Origin of the sequence: Verrucomicrobium spinosum DSM 4136 = JCM 18804 (assembly GCF_000172155.1) — a bacterium.
GTDB lineage: Bacteria > Verrucomicrobiota > Verrucomicrobiia > Verrucomicrobiales > Verrucomicrobiaceae > Verrucomicrobium > Verrucomicrobium spinosum.
The window spans coordinates 1880717-1903289 of record NZ_ABIZ01000001.1 but is presented as its reverse complement, the minus strand read 5'-3'; the positions used below and the strand labels follow the sequence as shown (position 1 = coordinate 1903289).

Annotated in this window: 17 protein-coding genes and 1 tRNA gene; 9 read left to right on the top strand and 9 right to left on the bottom strand. The window is 61.0% G+C overall.

Going from position 1 to position 22573, the window contains the following annotated elements; translation table 11 throughout:
* Positions 1–54 precede the first annotated feature (54 nt).
* From VSP_RS07410 to VSP_RS07385, 6 genes are all read left to right on the top strand, one after another.
* Entirely contained in the window at positions 55–1230 is a 1176-nt protein-coding gene (locus VSP_RS07410) for an acyltransferase family protein (RefSeq protein WP_081452441.1), read from the top strand.
* Between the two features lie 102 nt (positions 1231–1332).
* Positions 1333–2424: a glycosyltransferase gene (locus VSP_RS07405; RefSeq protein ID WP_157210778.1), complete on the top strand. Its 1092-nt coding sequence runs from the start codon at positions 1333–1335 to the stop codon at positions 2422–2424.
* Entirely contained in the window at positions 2415–3728 is a 1314-nt protein-coding gene (locus VSP_RS07400; RefSeq protein ID WP_157210777.1) for a glycosyltransferase, read from the top strand. The genes VSP_RS07405 and VSP_RS07400 overlap by 10 nt, the downstream gene beginning before the upstream one ends.
* On the top strand, positions 3725–4966 hold the full coding sequence (locus VSP_RS07395) for an acyltransferase family protein (protein WP_009959745.1): 1242 nt from the start codon (positions 3725–3727) through the stop codon (positions 4964–4966). Before VSP_RS07400 ends, VSP_RS07395 begins: the two co-directional genes overlap by 4 nt.
* A gap of 21 nt (positions 4967–4987) precedes the next feature.
* Entirely contained in the window at positions 4988–5875 is an 888-nt protein-coding gene (locus VSP_RS07390; protein ID WP_009959744.1) for a hypothetical protein, read from the top strand.
* 22 nt (positions 5876–5897) lie between these two features.
* On the top strand, positions 5898–6800 hold the full coding sequence (locus tag VSP_RS07385; RefSeq protein ID WP_029190257.1) for a VanZ family protein: 903 nt from the start codon (positions 5898–5900) through the stop codon (positions 6798–6800).
* A gap of 4 nt (positions 6801–6804) precedes the next feature.
* Here the strand turns inward: VSP_RS07385 and VSP_RS34345 are convergent, their stop codons facing one another.
* The 3 genes from VSP_RS34345 to VSP_RS07370 form a co-directional block, all read right to left on the bottom strand.
* On the bottom strand, positions 6805–7932 hold the full coding sequence (locus VSP_RS34345) for a glycosyltransferase family 2 protein (RefSeq protein ID WP_009959742.1): 1128 nt from the start codon (positions 7930–7932) through the stop codon (positions 6805–6807).
* An 82-nt stretch (positions 7933–8014) separates the two neighbouring features.
* Positions 8015–8089: transfer RNA gene (locus VSP_RS07375), tRNA-Arg, on the bottom strand.
* 69 nt (positions 8090–8158) lie between these two features.
* The gene (locus VSP_RS07370; RefSeq protein ID WP_029190256.1) at positions 8159–9238 is read right to left on the bottom strand and encodes a linear amide C-N hydrolase; all 1080 of its coding nucleotides are present in this window, start codon (positions 9236–9238) and stop codon (positions 8159–8161) included.
* Between the two features lie 341 nt (positions 9239–9579).
* Between VSP_RS07370 and VSP_RS07365 the strand changes: the two genes are divergently transcribed.
* The gene (locus VSP_RS07365; protein ID WP_009959740.1) at positions 9580–10689 is read left to right on the top strand and encodes a DNA alkylation repair protein; all 1110 of its coding nucleotides are present in this window, start codon (positions 9580–9582) and stop codon (positions 10687–10689) included.
* Between the two features lie 230 nt (positions 10690–10919).
* Here VSP_RS07365 and VSP_RS34340 read toward each other — a convergent pair whose 3' ends face one another.
* Positions 10920–12077, bottom strand: a complete 1158-nt coding sequence (locus VSP_RS34340) for an alpha/beta hydrolase fold domain-containing protein (RefSeq protein WP_009959739.1) — start codon at positions 12075–12077, stop codon at positions 10920–10922.
* A 503-nt stretch (positions 12078–12580) separates the two neighbouring features.
* On the opposite strand from VSP_RS34340, the gene VSP_RS07355 reads away from it, so the two are divergent.
* Positions 12581–13483: an endonuclease/exonuclease/phosphatase family protein gene (locus tag VSP_RS07355; RefSeq protein WP_009959737.1), complete on the top strand. Its 903-nt coding sequence runs from the start codon at positions 12581–12583 to the stop codon at positions 13481–13483.
* Positions 13484–13653: 170 nt separating this feature from the next.
* On the opposite strand, the gene VSP_RS34335 is transcribed toward VSP_RS07355, so the two are convergent.
* From VSP_RS34335 to VSP_RS07340, 3 genes are all read right to left on the bottom strand, one after another.
* Entirely contained in the window at positions 13654–15789 is a 2136-nt protein-coding gene (locus tag VSP_RS34335) for a DUF5722 domain-containing protein (protein WP_198141340.1), read from the bottom strand.
* A 659-nt stretch (positions 15790–16448) separates the two neighbouring features.
* A complete protein-coding gene (locus VSP_RS07345) occupies positions 16449–16808 on the bottom strand; it encodes a VOC family protein (protein WP_009959735.1) in 360 nt (119 codons plus the stop codon).
* A 22-nt stretch (positions 16809–16830) separates the two neighbouring features.
* The gene (locus tag VSP_RS07340; protein ID WP_009959734.1) at positions 16831–18297 is read right to left on the bottom strand and encodes a sulfatase-like hydrolase/transferase; all 1467 of its coding nucleotides are present in this window, start codon (positions 18295–18297) and stop codon (positions 16831–16833) included.
* Positions 18298–18717: 420 nt separating this feature from the next.
* On the opposite strand from VSP_RS07340, the gene ilvA reads away from it, so the two are divergent.
* On the top strand, positions 18718–19989 hold the full coding sequence (gene ilvA, locus VSP_RS07335; RefSeq protein ID WP_009959733.1) for a threonine ammonia-lyase: 1272 nt from the start codon (positions 18718–18720) through the stop codon (positions 19987–19989).
* 109 nt (positions 19990–20098) lie between these two features.
* Here the strand turns inward: ilvA and VSP_RS07330 are convergent, their stop codons facing one another.
* Together VSP_RS07330 and VSP_RS07325 are read right to left on the bottom strand one after the other, a co-directional pair.
* On the bottom strand, positions 20099–20716 hold the full coding sequence (locus tag VSP_RS07330; RefSeq protein ID WP_009959732.1) for an alpha-ketoglutarate-dependent dioxygenase AlkB family protein: 618 nt from the start codon (positions 20714–20716) through the stop codon (positions 20099–20101).
* 514 nt (positions 20717–21230) lie between these two features.
* On the bottom strand, positions 21231–22433 hold the full coding sequence (locus VSP_RS07325) for a leucine-rich repeat domain-containing protein (protein WP_009959731.1): 1203 nt from the start codon (positions 22431–22433) through the stop codon (positions 21231–21233).
* Between the last annotated feature and the right edge of the window lie 140 nt (positions 22434–22573).

Genomic DNA, 22573 nt, shown 5'->3' with positions numbered 1-22573 from the left:
GGGGAGAAGGGTTGCTGCTGCACCCTTGCAAAAAAGCAGCTATCAGCGGTGATCATGACTGAAGCCGTCAGCCCCGCACCTGCCGCGTGCGCTCCCTTCTCGCCAGAGACTGGACCGGTGCCGCCACGACGAATGCAAGGGCAGCGTCAGCCGGGTCTGGACATCTTGCGCTGCCTGGCCGTGGTGCTCGTGCTGGGCTCCCACTTCCCTGTGTGTCCGGAGGAGACGAGCCGCCCCGTGCATCACGTGACGCAGATGCTGCGCACGGGCGGATGGGTGGGGGTGGATCTTTTCTTTGTGCTGAGTGGTTTTCTAGTGTCTGGATTAATATTTGCAGAATGGCACAAAACAGGGTCGGTCAGGGTCGTGCGCTTCATGGTCCGCCGTTCGTTCAAGATCATCCCCTCACTGTACTGTCTGGTAGTCGTGACAGTGGTCGTCCAACACCTGTCGGGCGGGGTCGTACCGTGGAAGGGGGTGGCAGGAGAGTTGCTGTTTCTACAGAACTATTATCACCGGCTTTGGCAACACACCTGGTCCCTGGCGGTGGAAGAGCATTTCTACACCCTTGTGGCTCTGGTGGCGGCATGGTGCCTGTGGAAACGGAAGCCATGGCACAATGGGAAGGCATTGTCTGCGTCGCTCCTGGCAGTCTGCGCCATCTGCCTTGGGGTGCGGATCTACAATGCGTCTTTGCATCCGGAATTCGCTGAGTACCTGCACTTGTACAAGACTCATTTGCGGCTGGATACCCTGGCTTTCGGAGTGCTCATTGCCAGCTACTGGCATCGGCCAGACTCCAGGCTCCCCGCCTGGGCTCAGAAGCACACGCTGCCGCTCATCCTTGCCGGGAGTCTGGGCTTTTTGCCCTTTTTCCTGATCACCCGCCAAACTCACTGGCTGATGTACACCGCCGGACTCACCCTCCTGGCCCTGGCCTCCGGAGCGCTGCTGCTGGGACTGGCGACGATGAAGCCGGGCAAGCAGTGGGCCGTGGCTGCCCTGACCTTTGTGGGCAGAAACTCCTACGGGATCTACCTCTGGCATCTGGCGCTGCCACGGTGGCTGGGATTGATCCCCGGGCTCAAGGAGGGGGGCAGCTTGGACTGGTGGACGCTCACCGCCATCTACTGGGCTGGAGCCATCCTCCTGGGGGTCATCTCCACAAGGCTGGTGGAAACTCCCTTCCTCGCCCTGCGCAACCGTTTTTTCCAGGCACGCACGGCTTGAGCCACCTGCCCGATGGTGCTTTTAACGCTGTTCACCTCGTCCCGCTAGCTGATGCCCAGTTCATCCCACCCCCGTAGAGCCCGGCACCGTGTGCTGCTGGTCATGGATCTCATTCCTCGCGGTCGTCGCACCTGGGAGGCATGGTTGCTGGATCTTGCAGCCACATTGACATCGAGAGATAGTCAGCTTTGCCTGCTCCTCCCAGAGGCCGGGCCAGAGTGGTTTCAGCAAGAACTGGAAGCTGTAGGAGGCAAATTGACGTCGAACCCCGTACTGCGCGGGCGATTCGACAAACGGGCAGTTCAGGCGGCAATCACAGGGCTCCAGCCCACCACGGTGGTGGTGGGCTTCTATCCCATGCTGAGTCCGACCGTCTTGAGCACCGTGAGAATGCGTCCGGTGACCGAGGCCTACTACATAGACCAGAGCTCCCTGGAAATCCCGCAGCGTATGGGATGGAAGGGGCTGGCGACCCGGCTGCGAGGGCGGGTGTTTTCCAGGCGATACCAAAAGATCATCACCGTCTCCGACTTCAAGGCAGGCCGGCTCACGAGCCGACTGGGGATACCGGAAGAACGCCTCAAACGCATCTACAACGGGGTGCCCCTGGAGCGTTTCCAGACTCCCCCTGCTCCCGGAGCACAGCGGGACGCGATTGTCTTTGCCGGGCAGATGGCCTCCTACAAGGGGGTGACCACTCTGCTCCAGGCCTTCCGCCTGCTGGCGGAGCGATGGCCGGACTGTCCCACGCTTCAGTTCGCCGGCGAGGGCCCGCTCAAGGAGCCACTCATCCAGGAGATGCGTGACAGCCCGCTCGCGGGCAAGGTGGAGTTTCTGGGGCAGCGACAGGATGTGCCGGAACTGATGATGAGCGGACGTTGCGTGGTGATCCCCAGCGAGTGGGACGAGGCCTGTGCCTTTTCCGCACTGGAAGCCATGGCCGCAGGACGGCCTGTCATCACCTCTGATGCGGGTTCACTCCCGGAACTGATGGGTCCCGACGGCGTCGTCTTCAAGAAAAAGGACGTCTCCGGACTCTCAAGTGCACTGGAGAAAGTGCTGCGGGGTGACATGTCCCCATCTCCAGATGAAATGGCCGCCCGCCTGCGAAAACGGGCGTTCGAACACTTCACGCTGGAACGCATGACCCGGGAATACGCCGACCTGCTGGCTCCGCAGAAATCATGTCACTGATGCAGCTCCTGCAAACCAGGCTGAAAGACGGACTGACGCATCACCGCGGTCTGCGCAACGCCAAGGCCCTGCTGCAGCATGCGGCAGGAGTCGTGCGCCGAGACCCGGTCCAGGACCTGCTGGCCTATCAGGGTGCAGAGTCCCCATGGATCGAGAAGCGCGTCAATCCCCACCGCGATGGAAAAGCGCTCCTGAATGAAGCGGCTGTGATACCCCTGCTGGGGCGCTACCGGCAGATCTACGAGGGCGATCCGGTGCTCTCGAGAAGTTTGATCCTGAAACCACCAGGACCTGACGGTGAAAAAGGCGTGCTCTATGTGGCCTTCGAATACAATCTGTACCGCCTGCTGCGAGGGCTGGCCGAACCGGCCGCGCTTCTGAACCGGTACAATGTAGTGCTCTCCACAAGCTGGTCCCCCACCAGTTACGGATTGCTGGAATGGGCGCTGCGGATGGTGCCGGGCACCCTCTACCTGGAGGCCGGCAACCCAGCAGAGATCGCCAAGCTGGAGGCCTATCACCCGAGGATCCGCTGCGTCAGCACCATGCCCTGCGAATGGATCCATCCTGACAACTTCACCCCAAAGCCCCACGCGGACCGCACGTATGACATCCTGATGGTGGCCAACTGGGCACCATTCAAACGGCACTACGAACTCTTCGCGGCGCTCGCGAAACTGCCGGCATCGCTCAAGGTTGCCCTCATCGGTCAAAAGGAGGCGGGGCGGACGGCCCAGAGCATCACCGCCACGGCACGCAGCCTGGGGGCGAAACAAGAGATGGAGGTATTTGAAAGCCTGCCCATCCCTCAAGTGCGGAAGATCCAATGCGACAGCAAGACGGCGGTGCTGATGAGCCGGCGCGAAGGGAGTTGTGTGGCGGCGATGGAGGCCCTCTTTGCCAACACGCCGGTGGGCATGCGGGCTGACGCCCACGTGGGATCAAGGAAATATATCAACAAACAGACCGGGCGGCTCCTCAGCCCCCGGCGGGGCATTCACCGTGAACTGGCGGCGCTACTGGAGGCCGCCCCGCATCTGGAGCCACGCCAGTGGGCAGTGGACCACCTTTCCTGCCACCACGCGATCACCAGGCTCAACCACGAGCTCAAACATCATGCAGCCGGGCTGGGCCAGCGCTGGACGCGGGATCTGGCGGCCATGTGCTGGAATCCCTATCCCGGCTATGTGCGGGAGCAGGACTGGCAGGAACTGCGCCCGTTGTACGAGGGGCTGCACCGTGAGTTTCCCGCTGTGTTTCCGTTGAACCTTGTGCCCCCTGCCGGGAACTTCCGCTCATCATGATCACGAGCTCCAGCCAGCGGAATCTGATGCTCGATGTCATCAGGGCGTTTGCCGTGCTCATCGTGCTGGTGCATCACATCGATGGGAACCTGAGCGTGAGCGGGGTGGAGCAGGCCTCCTTTGCCCCCTATGCGCCGCTCTTCATCCCGGGCTGGGTGGGGGTGCCGGTCTTCTTTGTCCTTTCGGGATTCCTGATCGGCTCCCTTTTGATCCAGGAGCATGTGCGGACCGGCTCCGTCAACATCGGGAGGTTCCTTGTCCGCCGGGGTTTCAAGATCTACCCGCCATTCTACATTCTGCTGGCGGGCTACATCCTGCTGATGGTGGCCGGAGGTTCCCGCCCCGAACCCGAACGGCTGATGCGGGAGATCCTCTTCCTCCAAAACTACGGCTCCGGGGGGCTTATGGATGTGACGTGGTCCCTGGCGGTGGAAGAGCATTTTTATTTCCTCTTTGCCGCCGTGGTATGGCTCAGTCTGCGTCTGCGGCGTCGATCAGGTAGCGGTCTGGATTCTGCAACACCCGCGTCCACCGTGCGGGTGTTTGGCTTCCTGCCCTGGCTGGCAGCGGGTTTTGCGCTGGCGTGCCTCGTGCTTCGGATCGTGGAGTTTGCCCCCTACGCGCCGGGCTCGCTGGACAACACGATGAAAAACACCCATCACCGTATTGATGCGCTGTTCATTGGTGCGGCTCTGGCCTATCTGCACTGGCAGGGCACCACCTCGCGCCTGCTGAGCCAGCCCGTCTGGAAGGTGGCCGCGATCACGCTGACGCTGACCACCTTCCTGCTGGTGGCACTGACTGGAGGCAGCAGCATTGACCGCTTCCACAAGGTGACCTGGCTGTACCTGCTGGTGTCTCTCGCCACGTGCTATGTGGTCTATGGGGCCCTGGTGTGGCAGGGCCGCAGCCATGCCCTGCTCAAAGGTCTGGCCTCGGTGGGAACGGCCTCCTACTGCATCTATCTGGTCCACATACCGGTGTACCGAGTGGTGGCCAAGCTGCCGTTTTTCCAGTCCCTGCCCTATCCGCTTGCCGCCAAGGTCGTCTTTGCCCTGGGCCTGGCCATTGCGGTCGGCTTTATCATGACCCGCCTCGTGGAGGTACCCTTCCTGCAACTCAGGAACCGGCTCTTCCCCGCCTCCACCACGGCGCTGGGCACCCCTGGCCCCCCTGAATCCCCGCCACCCGGGAAGGCTGGCCCCACTCCAGAGCCCCCGCCCAACCAAATCTCGTAACTCTGGCTCCTGCCAAGAATCATGTCTCTGGATCTTCTGCGTAAATTCCTCCGCAGCTGGCTCTCACTTTCCGCACCCATAGCCGTGGCCATGGATGCCGCCCAGTCTGACTTCGATGTTCACCTGCTCTGCTGTAGGAAGGACGTGCCGATGGCCACTGCCGGGCTCATGAGTTTTTGCAAGGCGTGGACAGGAGCGCCATTCGGGCTCCACATCCACAGTGATGGCAGCCTGGAGCCTTCGGACATTGCCTTCCTCCAGAAACGCTTCACCGGGGCGCGCGTGCATTCCAACGTCGATCCCAGCATCCGCGAGGCGATGACAGCCATTCTGCCCGTGGCAGCCCGGGTGCGGTACTCACTGAAGTCGGTCCTGTTGCAAAAGATCCTGGATCCCTACTGCTTGGCCAGCTCCCGACCTATCTTGATCCTGGACTCAGACATTCTGTGGTTCCAGTGCCCCCAGCTCATGGTGGAGCACCTCGAACGTGGCTGCCCTCACCCTCTGGTGACCCGGGGCAATGGGGACAGTCCCTTTGAGTTCGGAGACCATCCGGGGTTCCCGCCAGAATGCTCCCGGGTGAATTCCGGGGTGGTGCTGTATCGCCGGCCCCAGCTGGACCGCAACATCCTGGAAAGTTTCCTTGAATCCGCTGATCTGGATCGCCGTCTGAATGCCCACTTTGTGGAACAAACGGCCTACGCGCTGGCTCTACGGGACTTCCAGTTCCTGCCCTACGAGCAATACACCATTGACCTGCCGAAGGAGGCCCACACCGTCTGCCGACACTACACGGGACCCAGGCGGGATGAATGGCTCAAGGAGAACTTGCAGTTCCTGCTGACACTCCCCTTCCGGCGGCCAGCACGACGCGGGATGGGCACCGAAACAGCGCCCATTCCGATCTGACTTCACCATCACGCCTCCCCCCATGGAGCAAGGCCCCTCTTCATCCTCCCGGCTGGGAACCCTCGGGCCTTGGGTGTTGGTTCTGGGCATCAGTGCGGCATTGCTGCTCCCCCTCCCCCAACCTGGAGACTCCGGCTGGGGACCGCTCCTTTGGGACTGGGGTCATGTGCCCCTCTTTGCCGCACTGGGATGGAGTTTCGCGCCCCGTCGGGGGAAGCCAGACAAAGGGATCCGCTGGTTCCTCGCGGTGTCGTGCCTGGTATTGCTTCCCTTTTTGATGGAAGGAATGCAGGCACTGACCTCCCGCAATCCGGATTGGCGCGACGGACTCCACGGCATGCTTGGAGGTCTGGCGGGCTTGTTGTTCCGGTTGGCCTGGCATCAGTCGCGCCATCGAAAGTGGGGACTGCTCGCAGTGTCTGTGCTGCTCGTGCTTACCGCCTCCTGGCCGTTGATCTGGTATGGAGGCGCATTGATTCCCGGGAAGGCGGCTTTCCCTCATCTGACTCCCTTCACCTGGCTGGGGACGACGCCATTTTGGGCGATGGAAACAGAAGGCATGGAGCGCCCCGTTAAATACGAGGCGGGCATCGTGGTCTGGCCAGTGGAACCGCGCGGCCATACGAGTCTGCAGTATTGGCCCCCGACCGCATGCTGGTCAGGCTTCACCCGGCTCTCTATCAAGTGCCGGTCAGGAGCGAACTCGCCTTTCGTGCTGGGAGTGCGGGTAGATGGACAGGATTCTTCCCGTCGTCTGCGATTCCAGGCGACGGTCATCCCCGGTCACAATGAACTGCTGATCCGGTTCCCCGATCAGGGTGATGCGGGGCAAGTGCTCCGCGCTGTCCACAAACTGACCTTGTTCTCTCAAGACCCCGGCACTCCGGGTCGCCTGTGGATTGAGAGGATCTCACTCCTCCCGTAGTCCCTCACTGCTCGTACCGCTTGAGCGTGTGCAGGCCCAGCAGGCCAAGGCACAAGAGGAGCGGCACGCTGAGGAAGTGGACAATGGCCACCAGGGTGTGGGTAAGATTGAGCCCCGCAAAGCTGGAGCCTGCCCAGATGACAAAGACGGAAAGCACCACCAGGGCGATGGCCAGCATCACTCCCGAGAGCAGGAAGAAAAGGGTGCCCTCGTCCATGTTGATCAGCCAGCGCGTGATGCCTGACGGCTTATCACTGGAGCGCAGGTAGCACATGCAGGAATACATGTAGAACTGCGTGCCCACCAGCCCGGCCAGCAGCAGGAGAGCCTGGCTGTGGAGGTCAAAGATATTGAGCCCCAAGAAGTTCACAGGGCCAGTGATGACGGCAAGGATCTGCAAGAGGGTGGCAAAGACAACAGCGATGAGGCCGAGCCACTCAAACATCTGGGGCCGCTCTGAGAAGATGAAGAGCAGGTGACGCATGCCGTCCCGCCAGGTGCGCAGATGAGGCACGCGATCCGGCGGGTTGGGGTTCAGACCGGAGGGGATCTCCACGCATTGGGCCCGGTGCTTGAGCGCCTTGATGAGCAACTCAGAGGCGAACTCCATGCCGGAAGAACGCACCGCCCAGGCCTGAAATGAGGTTTTACGCAGGCAGCGGAACCCGGAGTTGCAGTCTGAGAGACGCCCCTGGAAGAAAAGATTGATCAGGGAGGTGAGCACCGGGGTGCCCAGATAGCGGTGCAGCGTGGGCATGGCTCCAGGCTTGATGTCACCCTTGATACGGGAAGCGATGCCCATGTCCGCCCCGGCGGTGGAGGTCGCCTCATAGAGAGGCAGCGCGTGCTCGTAAAGGTAGGTGTTGTCCGCATCAGCGAACATCACATACTTTCCCTCAGCCGCCTCAATGCCGCCACTGAGCGCGGCACCATAGCCCCTCCTGGATACCGGCACGACCCGGGCTCCCAACGAGGTGGCAATCTCCCGTGAACGGTCGGTGCTGCCGTTGTCGGCCACGACAATCTCATAGCGGAGCCCGGCCGCTTTTTCCAGCGACTGGCGCACCTTGGTGATGCACTCACCCAGGGATTTTTCTTCGTTGAGACAGGGGAAAACAAACGTCAGATCCACGGCGCGGCAATCTGGGGAGTTTGGCAACTGACGCGAGTCTTTTTCGCTTCAAAATTACCTCTTACGCCAGCCCAGGCTGAAGTGGCGTCCCCGGCAAGAATCGAACTTGCATTTAAGGTTTAGGAAACCCTCGTTCTATCCATTGAACTACGGGGACACGGGAGCGGGGAATATGCGCGACGATTCGCACGTGGCAAGGAGTTCCTCAGGAGCAGGTGAGACCGGGCTAGCGGGGATCCACGGGCTGGAAGGGGAACGGTTCGGCGGGCTCGAACCTGCTCGCGGCATTGCCAGCATAGACCTTGCCCCAGGCCACGGTCAGCTTCATCACCGGCGCGCCTTCTTCGAAACCCAGTTCCGACATTGGTACCCAGAAGGCGTTCGGACTCGTGGCGGAGTCAAAGAAGAGCACTTGGTTTTTGTGATCGTACACGGTGCGCCAGAGGGTGGAGGCTAGGTTGGGCTTCGTAGGGTGGGTGATGCCCAGAGGCACGCTGATTGAACGCATGACGCTCAGCACCGCCGCGGCGGCCTGATTTTGATAAGTGGCACCCGGCACGGCCTTGATCGTCCGGGGATCAAGCCGGGTCGGAATGGCCTGCACCAGGAAGGAAACTCGCGCAAACCGGTCGGCCGCGTTGTTTGAGCCGGGGAGAAAGGTCAGGGGATCCACGCCCTTCCAGTACTTTTCAATGGCGAGCTGCTCTTCGAAGATCGGCGAGTTCGTCATCACGCGGTAGTCCTTGCTGTGATGCACCACCACCTTGCCCCCCAGCCACTCGATGATGGCGGAATCGCCAGAAGCATCGGACAGGGACATGTGGAGCGTCGCGCCGCGTCCGTTGGGCAGCACGGGCGCGATGATGCGGATGGCATCTTTCTGCAAGGCGTTCACAGCCTCTGCGACGGTGGCAAAGTTGTCCAAGACGTATTGGCCAAATCCCATGATGGAAAGGCTGGGGCGGCCATCGGCCTTGCCATAGTCTGACTCCACCAAGTAGAGCCCATTCATGACGAGCCCCTTCTCATTCATGCCATCGGCGGAGCCTGCCTCATAACCAGAGACCACGAGACTGCCATACTTGGAAACCCAGGTGACCGTGTTGGGGCCTGATGCACCGTCACGTTTCATGCCTCTGGGGAAAACCCACAAGTTAGAATACATGTCCTCGGCCCAATCCATCGAGCGGCCCGTGATCACGAGCCCCCCCTCCCCCACATAGACAACGCGGGTGCAGGCATGACTCGCGGGTGCAAGGAGGAAAAGTGCAAGAATGCCAAAAAGTGTTTTCCGAAGTGGCTTCATCGAGGAGGCGGGTTGAGTTGGAGCACAGGGGGACATAGGCCCCTGGGTGAAAGCGCGGGCTTGCGGGGGAGGTCTTTCCTTCCGCGGTTTTTTTGACGTAACCTCCTGTTGTCAGGGCGGGTTCTACGAGGACGGAAGAAGCTTGAAATGTTACGTTTCCCGGAGTCGGATCCAAGGTATCCGTTTTTCGATTTGAAGACAAGATTCTTCTTTGGGAGGTGAGGCGCGTTCAGCACAAAAAAAGAAAATGCCCCGCCCCCCCTGACATAGGAATGTCAGTGACTTGAAGCAAACTGCCTCGAAACCCCACCCGTCTCCAGCCCGCTCCTCCCTCTCTCCGCATGTCTGACACCGACGACTCTCCCGCTGCCGCTCCCGCCCTGAAAGACTGGTTCGACGAGGCGAGGTTTCGTCGCACAGGCCAGGAGATGGGGGCGGTGCTGCCCGCCTTCAAGCAAAAGGCGTATCTGGCCCAGGCCCTGCCCGGACTGGAGGATCTGAGCCTCATGCAGCGGCTGCGGAGAATGACGGAGAGCCTCCACGCGGGGCTTCCGGGGAGCTATCGGCAGTCTTTGGACGCGCTGCGACAGTTGGCTCCGCGGATCGACCACAACTTTGTGACGCTGGTGCTGCCGGACTACGTGGGTCTGTATGGGTTGGAGGACTTCGACGCCTCCATGGCGGCGCTCAAGGACTTCACGGTGTATGGCTCCTCGGAGTTTGCCGTGCGCGAGTTTTTGAAGCGCGATCTGACCCGAACTCTGAAGGTGATGAAGAAGTGGTCCGAAGACGAGCATGAAGCCGTGCGCCGGCTGGCCAGTGAAGGATCGCGGCCGCGGCTACCGTGGTCGTTCCGACTGGAGGAACTGGTGAAGGATCCCTCCCCCACCCTGCCCATCCTGGAGAACCTGAAGGCGGACTCCAGCCTGTATGTGCGCAAGTCGGTCGCCAATCATTTGAACGACATCGCCAAGGATCACCCGGAATGGATGATGGACCGGCTCGCAGGATGGCCTCTGGGGGAAGTGCATACGGCATGGATCGCGAAGCGGGCGTTGCGCACGCTGATCAAGCAGGGCGATGCACGGGCGCTGGGCTTGGTGGGGGCAGGCGAGCCGCCGGAAGTGGAGGTGCAGAGTTTTACCCTCAACCCCAGGAAGCTGGAGCTGGGACAGCACCTGACGTTGGAGCTGCAGTTCAAGTCAGCGGCAAAAAGGGCCCAGCGACTGGTGGTGGACTACGTCATCCACTACGTGAAGAAGTCCGGCGGCACGGCGGAGAAGGTCTTCAAGTGGAAGGAGCTGGAGCTGGCACCCGGTGAGGCCGTGACGTTGACACGACGCCAGCAGATCAAGGACTTCACGACCCGCGTGCACTATGCGGGGAAGCACGTGGTGGAGGTCGCAGTGAACGGGCAGCGACTGGCGAAGGCGGCGTTTGTGCTGGGGTGAGGGAGGGAGTGACACAGCCGTCCCGGCGGTGCGGGCTACCGGCGTCCCGCCGGTTCAGTGAGAGCGGAGCAAGGGTGACATCGACACCGATGCAGGCGCTGCGCCGGCCAATGCAGTCACAGGCTTCAGCCTGTTCAGTCGCACTGCCCTACACGCCCAACGGCAGGCTAAAGCCTGCCACTGCATTCTTACAATCTCCGGCGAAGCCTCCCCAAACGTTTGAGCGGTTCTCACCTTGAACCCTGCCGCTCCGTGATCGCCGCATCGTGTTCCTCACGGGTCAGGGTCCCGTCGCCATTGCGGTCCAGTCGTTGGAACAACGGCGCCGGGCCGGAGAATTCCTCCTTGGTGATTTTGCCGTCCTGGTTCTTGTCATCCTTGCGGGTGATGAACTCCCAGGGGATGCGACGGCGACCGCCTGGCAAGGTTTCGGACCCGCGGGCTTCCTCGGCCGTGCTGTCAGTAGCCAGGGCATCCACCGTGCTGCGGCCCTCTTTCAGACGCTGGTCGAAGAACTTGGCCACCATGTCTTCGATGTTCTTTCCCGAGAACCCCGGGCCGCCATGCCCGGCCCCGTGAATGGTGTGGAAGTGGGCGCTCACCCCGGTCTTCTTGAGGGCATCAAAGAGAAGTTCGCTCTGGTTGATCGGCACGGTGGGGTCCTTGTCACCGTGCACGATGAGGAAGGGAGGATCGGCCTTGTCCACGTAGGTGATGGGGTTGGCCTTTGCCGCCTTGTCCAGGTTCTCCATCACCACACCGCCCAGCAGTTTGCTTTCGGGAGAATTGGAATCGGCATGCCGCTCATAGCCTGGCCGGGTGACGAAGGCGGCGAGATCGGTGGGGCCATAGTAGTCGCAGACCGCCTGCACCTTGCTGGACTGGTCGAGATTTGTTTTTACATCGAACTCCTTGACCTCCCCGCTGGTGCCGAGCAGGGCCACGAGGTGTCCGCCGGCGGAGCTGCCCCAGACACCGAACTTGTCCGGGTCCAGACGATACTCTGCCGCATGGGCCCGCAGCCAGCGGACGGCGGCCTTGCAGTCCTCGATCTGGGCCGGGAACACCGCGTGACTGGTGAGCCGATAGTTGATGCTGGCCACAGCGTAGCCCCGGGCTACGTACCCTTCGCGCAGAGGCGGACAGCCGTCCTTGCTGCCATTCTGCCAGCCACCGCCATGCACCCAGATGATGAGGGGAACTTTGCCGTCCACTTTCGCGGGCAGGTAGAGGTCCAGTTTGTGACGCTCGTGGCCATCGGCCACGTATTCCAAATCGCGGTGGGCAGTGACGCCAGGGGAAGTCTGTGCCGAGAGGGGCTGCAAGGTGGCTGCGGCAGCAATGACCATCAAGAGCGGACGGAGCGTGGTACGGAGGATAGGTCCCATGTGAGCGAGCGGAAAGGTGTTTGGGGTTCAACCAGCGTGGGGAGGAAAGGTTTCGGCGTGAGCGAAGATTGGGACCTGGGAGCGGTGCGAAAATCCGGAGACGATGGATGCGATGGGCCTACCGCTCCGCGGTAGAAGCGGTCTGGCCGTTTTCCATGGGTAGTCCTCGCTTCACTCGGCCGACCCATGGCTAATCATGGTGAACCCTCCGGGTTCGGAGAGCGGATTTGTCGATGCAACATTTGATGTTCACCATGACAAACCTAGAAACATTGTACGTTGGCACATTGTGCATTGAACCCGGAGGGTTCGCCATGCGTAGCCATGGGTGAAGCGAGCGTAGCGAGTGCAACCCATGGATAGTTTGCGCGAGTAATTCTACCGCGGAGCGGTAGGCCCATCGGGTGCCTTCTGTCTTTCGGCGATCGAAATCCCCATCCGCGCCACGCAGGTGCAACTTGCCGCTTGATCTGTGCTCCCAACTCTGCCCCCTACCCTCCCTTGTGAAACACTGGTTCCGTCGCCTCCTCAAACTCGCCATCGGGGTCTGCCTGATCGTGGGCGCGTTGTTGCTCTGGAACCTGCGGGCCCCTGCCGTCCTGGAACCGGCCGTCTTTAGCAAGATTGATCTGGACGCCTGGACAAAATCCCCTCCCCTCAAACTACGCGTGGTCACCTGGAACGTCTGGGGACTGCACTGGATCACACCACTCCGTTCGGAACGACTTCGCAAGGTGGCCGAGGAGGTTGCCCGCTTGAAGCCGGACATCGTCGGGTTTCAGGAAGCATTCGTGGAGGCAGACCGGGCGGAGCTGACGCAGGCGCTGCAAGTGGTGGGGCTGGAACATTCCCGCTATTTTCACAGCGGCCTCGTGGGCAGTGGGCTGCTCATGGTGAGTCGCTATCCCGTCCTCGCGGAAGGGTTCATCCGCTATGCCAGCAATGGACGTCCAGAGGCACTGCAACATGGCGACTGGTGGGCGGGCAAGGGCTTGTCCCTCTGCACCCTGGACCTGGGTGAAGGGCGGCGACTCTCCTTCGGCAACACGCACCTGCATGCGCGCTACAAGGAGAACCGCTACCACGCCACGCAACTGGCGCAGACAGCACAACTGATCCCGTGGGTGAAGAAGGTTCGCGAGACGGGTGCACCAGCCTTGTGGACGGGTGACTGGAACAACACGCCAGATGGCGATGTGCTGAGCCCGCTCATGGAAGCGGGAGCGTGGAAATTACTCTCCACGGACCAGCCGCGAGTTGATCACGTGTTTGGCAGCGGAGAAGGTTGGGAGTGGCAGGTGGTTGACCAGGGAAAGGTAAACGGGAAGCTGGAGAGCGATCCGACGGTGCCGTGGAGTGATCATGCGGCGGTGTGGGTGGACGTGGAACTCCGATCCAAATTATGAATTAGGAATTAGGAATTATAAATGGACGCGTCTGCGTTTAGTGCCGCATCTTCTCCCGATGCTGCGCCAGAAGCCCCATTCCTCATTCCTCATTCCTCATTCCTCATTCATAATTCATAATTCCTCATTCCTCATTCATAATTCATAATTCATAATTCATAATTCATAATTCATAATTCATAATTCATAATTTCCCCTCTATGCGGCACTTCCTCCCAGCTCTTGATGCCCAGGATGGGCAGGGCGAACGCACTCGCCTTCTCCCACTCAGGGGTGCCGATGGCACGGTAGAGATGCCAGATGGGTTTGATGCCCAGGGGGTCTTCGGCGTCATCGCGAAATTTCCGTAAACCCAGGCGCAATCCGCCTTCCGACCGGTCATCGGCCCAGAGATGATAATGGAAAGCGGTGACGGTGGGCAGGGATTCGATCTTCTTCCACGCGTAGGCCATGCCGGCGGCTTGTTCGGCCAGAGTCTTCTCGGAGTAGTCGGGGGAATTCAGCCCCTGCTCGGTCAGTTGGATTTCGCGAGGCTGCCCCTGATAGGCCACCCTCGGCAGGCGGGCCCAGGCATCCAGCACCTCCATGTTCTTGAAGGTGATGAAAGGGGCATTGAAATCAAAGGTCGCGCCGGGATCCTCCCACGCCCGGGGATTGCGGAGGTCTTCCGCATACGGGTGATAAGCGATGCCCCAGGGGAAATCACCCTCCTTTCGGCTGAATTGGACGAGGTGCTCCAGCAAAGCGCGACCGGCATAAGCCCGTGGATCGAGCTTCAGCGTCCAACCGTGCTCCAGGGAGATGAGGGGTTTGGCATGGGCATCGTACTGGCCCGCCAGCAGCCAGGCGACGCGCATGGATTTCTGATAAAGGCCAAGGTAGGTGAGATCCGTCTTGTCGCCGGCATTGGTCCAGTAGAAGCCACTATTGACCTCATTGTGCATGATCCAGTGGTGCACGCGGCCGTACTTGCCATCCGGGCGGCTGTAGCGCTCGGTGATCAGGTTCATGGCCGCGGCGTACGCCTGCACCCCCTCCTGGGTGGTGAAGTTGGGCATGACATAGAGGCCGACTGGCTCGGCATGCGGATGCCCGGCCACTTTGATCCACGATCCCGCTGCGGCCTCACGCTCCTGAGGCAGCAGGATGATGGCAGAGACCATCAGTTGCTTCCTGGCAGCGAGGGTCATGTAGCGGTCATAGCCCGCCAGCACGCCTTCGTTCACATACCACGTGCGACCGGCATAGGTGTAGGGAGTTCTGCCCTCTCCCGGCGAGGTGAAGAGCAGATGATTCAAGAGAATGTTGAGGGTCACAGAGGTGATCCCCAGCCTGTCCATGTCTTCATGATCAAAGTCACACCCGCCGAGCCCCTTCTTGGACCGGGGCCGCATGAGAGGCAAATCGGCACGCGGCGTCTGTTTTTCCACGTATCGCAGCGCCGAAACAGGCACCACTCCCTCCGCCGTCCTTTGCACCACGGCCCAACCGGAGAGCAGAAGATCCCGATCCTTCACTGCATCACGCGGAACGCTGACGGTGAAAGCGCCTTGGGCATCGGCATTGATCGCGTGAAGCGAGGCGGGTTGTTTGAGGGCGGTGATGTCCTCCCACATGGGCACCTCCGCGAGCCACAAGGCTTCCGCGCTCCCGGTAATGCGTCCTTCAATCTTGATCTGAGAGGGATCTGCTGAGACGGAGGAGAGCTGCTGAGGGAAGTCCTGGCCAAGGTATTTCCTCAACCTTTTCGCCAACGCCCGATCATTCTGGAACCGCGTTTCCCGAGTGGCAGCCAATTCAGCCTCCTGAGCCGTGGCCGCGCGGACTTTGAGATTGCGGAATCGAGCCACCAATCCGGGTGCCTCTCCCCATGTAAGGCGCAACGTTTTGACCGGGAGGGCAGGTTTTGCGGAGGTGTCTCGCAAATCAATGGCCTGTGCTCCCCACCCTTCCCTGCGCCCCACGCCTTGGTGCATGATCAGATGTGGGATGTCCAGCACCGGGCCGACAAACACCAGCATGCGCCCCACGCCGGTGAGGCTGATGTACTCGAACGACAAGACGGACTCCTTGACCAGGTCGAGCCCCTCCCCTTCCACTCGCACGTGAAAATACGGGTCCGGCCCCGTCGTGCGCACCTCCCACTCGCCGTTTTCCAGGGGCGTGAGTTCCACTTGATTGGCTCCCTCTTTGAGCGGGGTGAGGGTGACGTCGGCGTGAAGGATGTCCAGGCTAGACCAAAAAAGGAGCGCAACACCCATCCAAAGGGTAGCCAGAGAGGAGGAAATGGGACAACGAATGGGCATGTGAACCCCAGTTATACGTTCAATGACGGCTCCTTGATTCACTCCCTCGCGACGAGCGAAGCCAATGGAGGATATCCTCGATAGCTTGTAGCGTGAACCGCCTGAAGGCCAATGCCATCAGGGAAATAGAGTTTGGGGCCCGTCATCGCATCAAATCAAGTACCTGACTGATACATGGAATTTACCCGGCGGCCTGACTCGCAGTGGCGGAGCAGAAGCTGAGGGCCAAGGGCCCGGAGTGATATCAGCCCTGGGCAGCGCCCAGGGTTTGGGGGCAGAAAAGGATGCTGAGGGCTGAAGGCCCGGAGTCATTCAGGGTTGTTCTTCGTGGGCAGGTTTGATGAGTCCGGGCCTTCAGCCCTGAATCCAATTGGGAATTCCAAACCCTGGGCGCTGCCCAGGGCTGGTATGATGACGGACCTTCGGCCCTCCTGAGCGGGGCCCTGCTGCCAGATTGAACCTGGGCTTGTAGAGTGAGCCTGCCGCACCCAGGCATCCCAGTCGTTGAGCCTGGTCAATTTTTCCCTGATGGCATTGGCCTGAAGGCGGTGCTCCAACCCTCTCCGTTGCGCCGGAGGCGTTGGAGTACCGACTTTAGTCGGCTCAGTGTGTCGTTTCCCACAACCTTTCCTCCCTCAATCGAGACCGCACCCCTGCCTTCACGCCGTCCCGAACATGACCCTTCTGCCGTCGGGATCCACCACGGTGATGACCACGTCATCCTGGGAGTCCACCGGCACATTCATGACCACGAGCTTTTCGAGGAAGGTCTTATGATCAGAGATTTGGAAGTAGAGGTGCGTTAGGTTGGATTCACGCAACGCGGGATGAGTGTGGGTGGCAAAAGCTTTGGCATCATGGAGTGCGAGTTGCACGCCATCGCGATCCAGCTTCCAGTACACATAGCCGCTTCCGGTGCCCACTTCCTCCCAGTCCAGACCCGCCACATCACGATAAAACGCGGCGGTGGCGGGCGGATCTTCGGAAGTGAGAAAGATGCCTCGGAGGGCGGATTTCATGCGTCAAAAGCCAAGCACGAGTTCACAGTCCCTTCGGATAATCGCCGCCATTCAGACTCTTGACCACGGATTTCAGCCAGTCGTTGAGGGCTTCCTGCATGGCGGGCAGGCGATCGGGCTGCTCGGCAAAGAGGACGCGGCTTTCTTTGGGATCGGCTTCCAGATCGTAGAGTTCCCAAGTGACATCGTGGGTCTGGGGGTCCTCGATGCGGTGGAGTTTCCACTGGCCATCGAGCCATGCAGCGTGACCGGGGAACTGGTTGGACGGCTCGGGCTCGCCAATGACGCCGGCATCGGGATTGAGCCGGGCGGGATCGTTGGGCTCGCGGCCTTCCTTTTGCGCGGCGAGCAGTTCATCCATCCAGAGTTTCGAGGGCGTCTGGATCCCTTTCTTTCCTCGATCCCAGAAGCCGATGGGCTTTTCCCGTTCTTTGTCCCGCTCGCTGATCACTCCTAACAGGCTGATGCCATCCAGCACGGGCTGATTGGGCACCGTGACGTCCACAACATCCAGCAGGGTGGGATAGATGTCGGAGGTGACGCAGGGCAGTTTGACCATCTTGGGCGAGGCAAAGCGGGCGGGCCACTCCAGCAGCGCGGGCACGGCGAGACCGCCTTCATAGATCTTGCCCTTGTTGCCGCGGCGACCGCCCGTGGAGCCAACCTTGGGCAGGGCCCCGTTGTCACTGCAGTACCAGAGGATGGTGTTGTCCCGCAGGCCCAGATCCTTGATCTCACTGCGAAGCCGACCGAAGGCGCGGTCCATGGCGGTGATTTCTGCGTAGAAGTTCTGCTGGGCCTTGGTCAGGTCAAGGCCTTCATAAAGAGCGCGGTCCGACTCCAGTGGCTGATGAGGTGCGTGCGGTGAACCGAACCACACGACTGTAAAGAAGGGTTGCCTGGCCTCCGCCTGTTTGCGGATGAACTTCAGGGCGAGGTCCACCGTGACGTCCGAGCTGTCTCCTTCGAACGGCACCGCGCGTCCCTGATCGCTGAGCACGGGATTGAGGTCGAAGTAGTTGGGGGCCGAGATCCACTCCTCGAACCCACTGTTGCCGGGATTCACCGGACTGTCTTTCTGCACGGAGCCCAGGTGCCATTTGCCAAAGTGCCCGGTGCGGTATCCGGCGGATTTGAGCACTTCCGCAATCGTGACCTCCTGCGGCCGCAGGGTGTTGCCCCAGGAGAAGCAACCAAAGCGGTTGGGCGTGCGCCCGGTCATGACACTGCCCCGGGTGGGGGAGCAGACCGGAGCGGCGGCGTGGAAGTTATCGAAGCGCACCCCTTCTGCCGCCAGCGCGTCGAAGTTGGGCGTCTTGAGATGGGGATGCCCGTTGTAGGCCATGTCCCCCCAGCCCTGGTCATCGGCCATCACCAGCACGATGTTGGGGCGGTTGCTGGTGCCGGGGGTGTCCTGGGCGGAGGATTGGGCCAGGGTGAGCGAGAGAAGGCCCAGGGCGAGGAAGCTGGCGGTTTTAAGCAAAGGCATAGGAGTATTGACGCACAAAAGGGGGCGAGACTTCAAGGCTCAAGATCGGTGGGGCGGAAAGTTCGTGGCAGGTGTTGGTGGAGGTGCTACGCGGGCGGGCCACCCTTGTGGCAGTCGAGCCGACTGCGCTCCCCAATGCGGTTGTACGTCGTTTGGAGGATCAGGTCTGGAGTCTGACGTCTTCTAGTCTTGTGTCTCCCCGCGCAGCGGGGCGGGCTTGACAAGAGGGCAATCTGGGGAACTTTTCCGGCACAAATGGCGCTCACTTCACCTGCCTCGATCATGATCATTGCGATCATTATTGGCTCCCATCCGGGGCAGGGCTGAGCGTGCACTGATTTTCGATCACGACTCTCCTCCGCAGCCCTGGGTGTTCCACCCGGGGCTTTTTGTTTATCTGCCCAGACTTTTCCTCCCATCATGAATCCTTCCTCCACTGCCAAACCCGCCTCCTCAGCCGCCAGCGTTTCCCTTTCGGAGATCGTTGCCGCCCGTCTGCGCATCCAGGGGGCGGTGGCCCGGACGCCCTGTGTGGAGTCGGCCGCACTGAGCGAGCTGACTGGAGCACATGTCTATTGCAAACAGGAACACCTCCAGCGGACGGGGAGCTTCAAGGAACGAGGGGCGCGCAATGCGCTGGCGCAACTCACGGCGGAGGAGACCCAGCGAGGGGTGATCGCCGCCTCGGCCGGCAACCACGCTCTGGGCCTCGCCTGGCACGGTCGCCAGATGAACATCCCGGTGACGGTCGTGATGCCAAGATTCGCCCCGCTGGTGAAGGTGGCCCGCTGCCGCCGGTTTGGGGCCAATGTGGTGCTGCATGGCGACACCTTTGACGAGGCCCGCAGTGAGGCCATGCGGATGGCGGCGGCGCTGCAACTCAAGTACGTGCATCCCTTTGATGATCCGCAGGTGATCGCCGGCCAGGGTACGCTGGCCTTTGAGATCCTGGAGCAGGTGCCGGATGCGGACGCGATCATCGTGCCAGTGGGTGGAGGTGGTCTCTTGGCCGGGGTGGCCACGGTCTTGCACGCGCTGAAGCCGGATCTCCAGATCATCGGGGTGGAGCCTGCCAATGCCGCCTGCTTTGCCGCGGGGCTCCAGGCAGGCGAACCCGTCCACATCTCCACGAGGTTCACGCTGGCCGATGGCCTGGCGGTGGCCGAGGCGGGCAAGAACACGCTGCAAATCGCGAAACCACTGGTGCATCGCATGGTCAGCGTAGGGGAGGAAGCCCTGGCCCTGGCCATGCTGCGCCTGGCCGAGCTGGACAAGTGCGTCATCGAAGGAGCAGGCGCCACCGGGCTGGCCGCCATGCTCGCAGGACTGCTGCCCGATCTGGCGGGCAAGCGCGTGGTGCTGCTGCTCACCGGTGGAAACATCGATCCCCTCGCCCACAGCCGGGTGATCGAGCGCGGCCTGGCAGCGGACGGGCGGATCTACCGCTTCGACGCGCTCATCAGCGACCGCCCCGGCGGGCTGGTGCATCTCTCATCCGTGCTGGCCCAAGCCGGGGCCAATGTCACGGAGATCGTGCACAACCGCACCTTCGCAGGACCTGACTTGTCCCGGGTGCACGTACTATGCACCGTGGAAACCCGGGACCGGGGGCATATCGCAGAGGTGCAGGCCCGGCTGGCAGAGGCAGGCGTGGAGCTGGCGGGTGCGGAAAGGCCGTTGTTCGCGGCGTAGGAAAGCAGGAGCTATAAATTTGAAATGATAAATGATAAATTTCGAACCAGCATCCAGGTTGCCTGGCGCCGACTGGATAGAGGAAACTTCATTTATAATTCATCATTTATCATTTATAATTCGCACCGAAGGTCCTGAAGGTGAGGTTCACTCTCGGCTCACTCACTTTCTTTGTCGGCGGCAGGCGATGGAGCCAGTGGGTTTGGGTGGCACCTTTCATTTCCAGGAGGCTGCCGTGTTCCAGGAGGAGGGAGATGGTGCCGAGGTCGGGGCGGGCTTTGTGTTTGAAGGCGAACTTGCGCTCGGCCCCGAGGCTGATGGAGGCAATGGAGGTGTTCTTACACATCACCTTTTCATCGTCGCTGTGCCAGCCCATGCCTTCCTCGCCAGTGTGGTAGAGATTGGCCAGGCAGGAGTTGTAGGTGGTGCCGGTGGTCTTTTCGACGAGGGCTTTGATTTCGCGCAGCTCGGAGGTCCAGGGAAGAGCGGTCTTGGTGGTGCCGGAGTAGGTGTAGGCAAAGGGGGCCTCGCCATACCAGGCCACCTTGCGAGCCGTGGTGATGCGACGGCCGTAGAGGACGACTTCGTCATGCGCCCATTGCAGGGTGGCGGTGAGGGCAGTGAGGTAATGGTCCGCGTTGGTGGGAGTGAAGATGCGACCGTGGTAGAGCGTGATGCCATCGCAGGGCAGCAGGTTGGCAGAGGGGTCGGGCGCGAAGAGGTCCATTGGGTCAGTACGTCAGTACGTCAGTACGTCAGTGGGCAGTGCGTCAAGGTGCTGAGGGTGGGATTGGACGGAGGATACGGGCTCGGCTTGCGGAGGTATCGAGTTGAATCTGGGAGTGACGCAAACTCGCAGAGAGATCCGTATTTTATCCCTGAAAGGGATACGTAGCACAGCCCAAGGTTGACGAGCCCTAAGCGAGTCAACCTTGGGTTCTCTGGGGATAGAGCTTCAGGTGCGGAAGCCGACGGATTATTCTACGATTCTCCGGCAGACTTGGAGACCCATGAGGGTGGTGGGCGCGTGAGGTGGTGCGACTGAGGAGCTACGACCGACTGAAGTCGGTACTCCAACCCGCTACGACGACATCTTGGCGTGGTGAGTTTGAGGTGAGCGTGAGCGCCGCCAGATGTGGGTCGAGCTTCACCGCTTAAAAACGAAACTCCAACCCGCTTCGTTGGAAGTCACAGGTTGGAGTTCAGAGGGGTTGGTTCCTAGATCGAACCGCGTCATCTGCCTACTCAAACTTCAGCGTCACCTTGGGCAGGAGTTCCTTCACCTTGGCCTGCACTTCAGGGGTGTAGCCCTTGGGGCGATTCACGATGCGCAACTCCTTGAGATGGGAGAAGGATTTCAGCAGAGGGAGGCGTTCGTCGGTGAGTTCCACACTGTTGAGCTCGAGGCTTTCCAGGCCCTTGATGCCGGCCACTGCCTGCAGGTCGGCATCACCAAGGGACTTGGCGTTGGTCAGGGTGAGGCGGCGGAGGGTGGTCATGCCTTTGATGGCGGCAATGCCTTCCGGGGCATCGAGACCATCACCCAGTTGCAGGTACTCCAGAGACATCTTGGCCACGTGGACGAGGCTGCCGGGAGTGGCGTTCTTGCTGCCGAGCTCCAGGCCTTTCAGCTTGGTGAGCTTGGGCAATTGGGCGACGCCGGCATCCCCGCACTTCGCGTGGGCGAGGCTGATGCTCTCCAGATTGGGAAACTTCGCGCAGAGCAGGGTGAGGCCTTCGTCATCGATGCTGCTGCCGCGATGGCTCACGCGGGTAAGGGCTGTCCACCCCTCAAACTTGGCATACGCATGCCCCTGCATCCCGGTGCCGACAAACGAGAACGCTTCGAGCTGGTTCAGTCCGGCGAGCTTCTCCAGACCGGCGTCGCTGAGTTTGCCGTTGTTCGTGAACTTGAGCGTCTTCAGGGTCTTGAGCTTGCCCAGAGGGGCGATCCAGTCATCGCTGCACTTCGTGGCGATGATGTTGAGCGACTCAATCTTGGAAAGCTGGCCCACGTGCTCGAAGAAGGCCGCATCATAGGGATCGGTCTTGCGGTGGTCATGTGGACCGGCGTTGGGGATGCCTAGATCCACTGTCTTCAGAGTGTCGAAGAGGGCGATGTCCCCACCCGCAGCTTGTTTGAGGCTGTCGGGCGTGGCATTGATCTTCTCCACCTTTCCAGGCGAGATCTCGATGGCCTTCAGGATGGCCTCCACGTGCGTCTTCTCATTGGCGGCGGCGAGAATGGCGGCGGCGTTGTCTTTGATGGCCTGCTTGAGCTTCGCATCCGCCGTCTCCGCTATCACCTTGTCCAGATCCGTCTGCGTCTTCACTCCAGCGAGGGCAGCTCCGGGTGCGGCAAAGGCGAACGGAGAAACAGAGACCAAGGCGGCCAGGGAGCAGGCCACGAGCACGGAAGAGCGACGACGGAGTTGGAAGTTCATGAGAGGGTGGGATGCGAGACGAGGCAAAGGTACAGAAAAACTCCACTCCCCTGGCGCTTCTTATACATATCCGCCGGAACCCCCGAAAGCTCGGGGGTTCCCGCTTTGGGAGAAGTTGCGCCACCCTTCTGCAAGACATG

Coding starts and splice junctions, on each gene's coding strand:
- VSP_RS07410 (WP_081452441.1), top strand. CDS start 55: ATGACTGAAGCCGTCAGCCCCGCACCTGCCGCGTGCGCTCCCTTCTCG.
- VSP_RS07405 (WP_157210778.1), top strand. CDS start 1,333: ATGGATCTCATTCCTCGCGGTCGTCGCACCTGGGAGGCATGGTTGCTG.
- VSP_RS07400 (WP_157210777.1), top strand. CDS start 2,415: ATGTCACTGATGCAGCTCCTGCAAACCAGGCTGAAAGACGGACTGACG.
- VSP_RS07395 (WP_009959745.1), top strand. CDS start 3,725: ATGATCACGAGCTCCAGCCAGCGGAATCTGATGCTCGATGTCATCAGG.
- VSP_RS07390 (WP_009959744.1), top strand. CDS start 4,988: ATGTCTCTGGATCTTCTGCGTAAATTCCTCCGCAGCTGGCTCTCACTT.
- VSP_RS07385 (WP_029190257.1), top strand. CDS start 5,898: ATGGAGCAAGGCCCCTCTTCATCCTCCCGGCTGGGAACCCTCGGGCCT.
- VSP_RS07370 (WP_029190256.1), bottom strand. CDS start 9,238: ATGAAGCCACTTCGGAAAACACTTTTTGGCATTCTTGCACTTTTCCTC.
- VSP_RS07365 (WP_009959740.1), top strand. CDS start 9,580: ATGTCTGACACCGACGACTCTCCCGCTGCCGCTCCCGCCCTGAAAGAC.
- VSP_RS34340 (WP_009959739.1), bottom strand. CDS start 12,077: ATGGGACCTATCCTCCGTACCACGCTCCGTCCGCTCTTGATGGTCATT.
- VSP_RS34335 (WP_198141340.1), bottom strand. CDS start 15,789: ATGCCCATTCGTTGTCCCATTTCCTCCTCTCTGGCTACCCTTTGGATG.
- VSP_RS07345 (WP_009959735.1), bottom strand. CDS start 16,808: ATGAAATCCGCCCTCCGAGGCATCTTTCTCACTTCCGAAGATCCGCCC.
- VSP_RS07340 (WP_009959734.1), bottom strand. CDS start 18,297: ATGCCTTTGCTTAAAACCGCCAGCTTCCTCGCCCTGGGCCTTCTCTCG.
- ilvA (WP_009959733.1), top strand. CDS start 18,718: ATGAATCCTTCCTCCACTGCCAAACCCGCCTCCTCAGCCGCCAGCGTT.
- VSP_RS07330 (WP_009959732.1), bottom strand. CDS start 20,716: ATGGACCTCTTCGCGCCCGACCCCTCTGCCAACCTGCTGCCCTGCGAT.
- VSP_RS07325 (WP_009959731.1), bottom strand. CDS start 22,433: ATGAACTTCCAACTCCGTCGTCGCTCTTCCGTGCTCGTGGCCTGCTCC.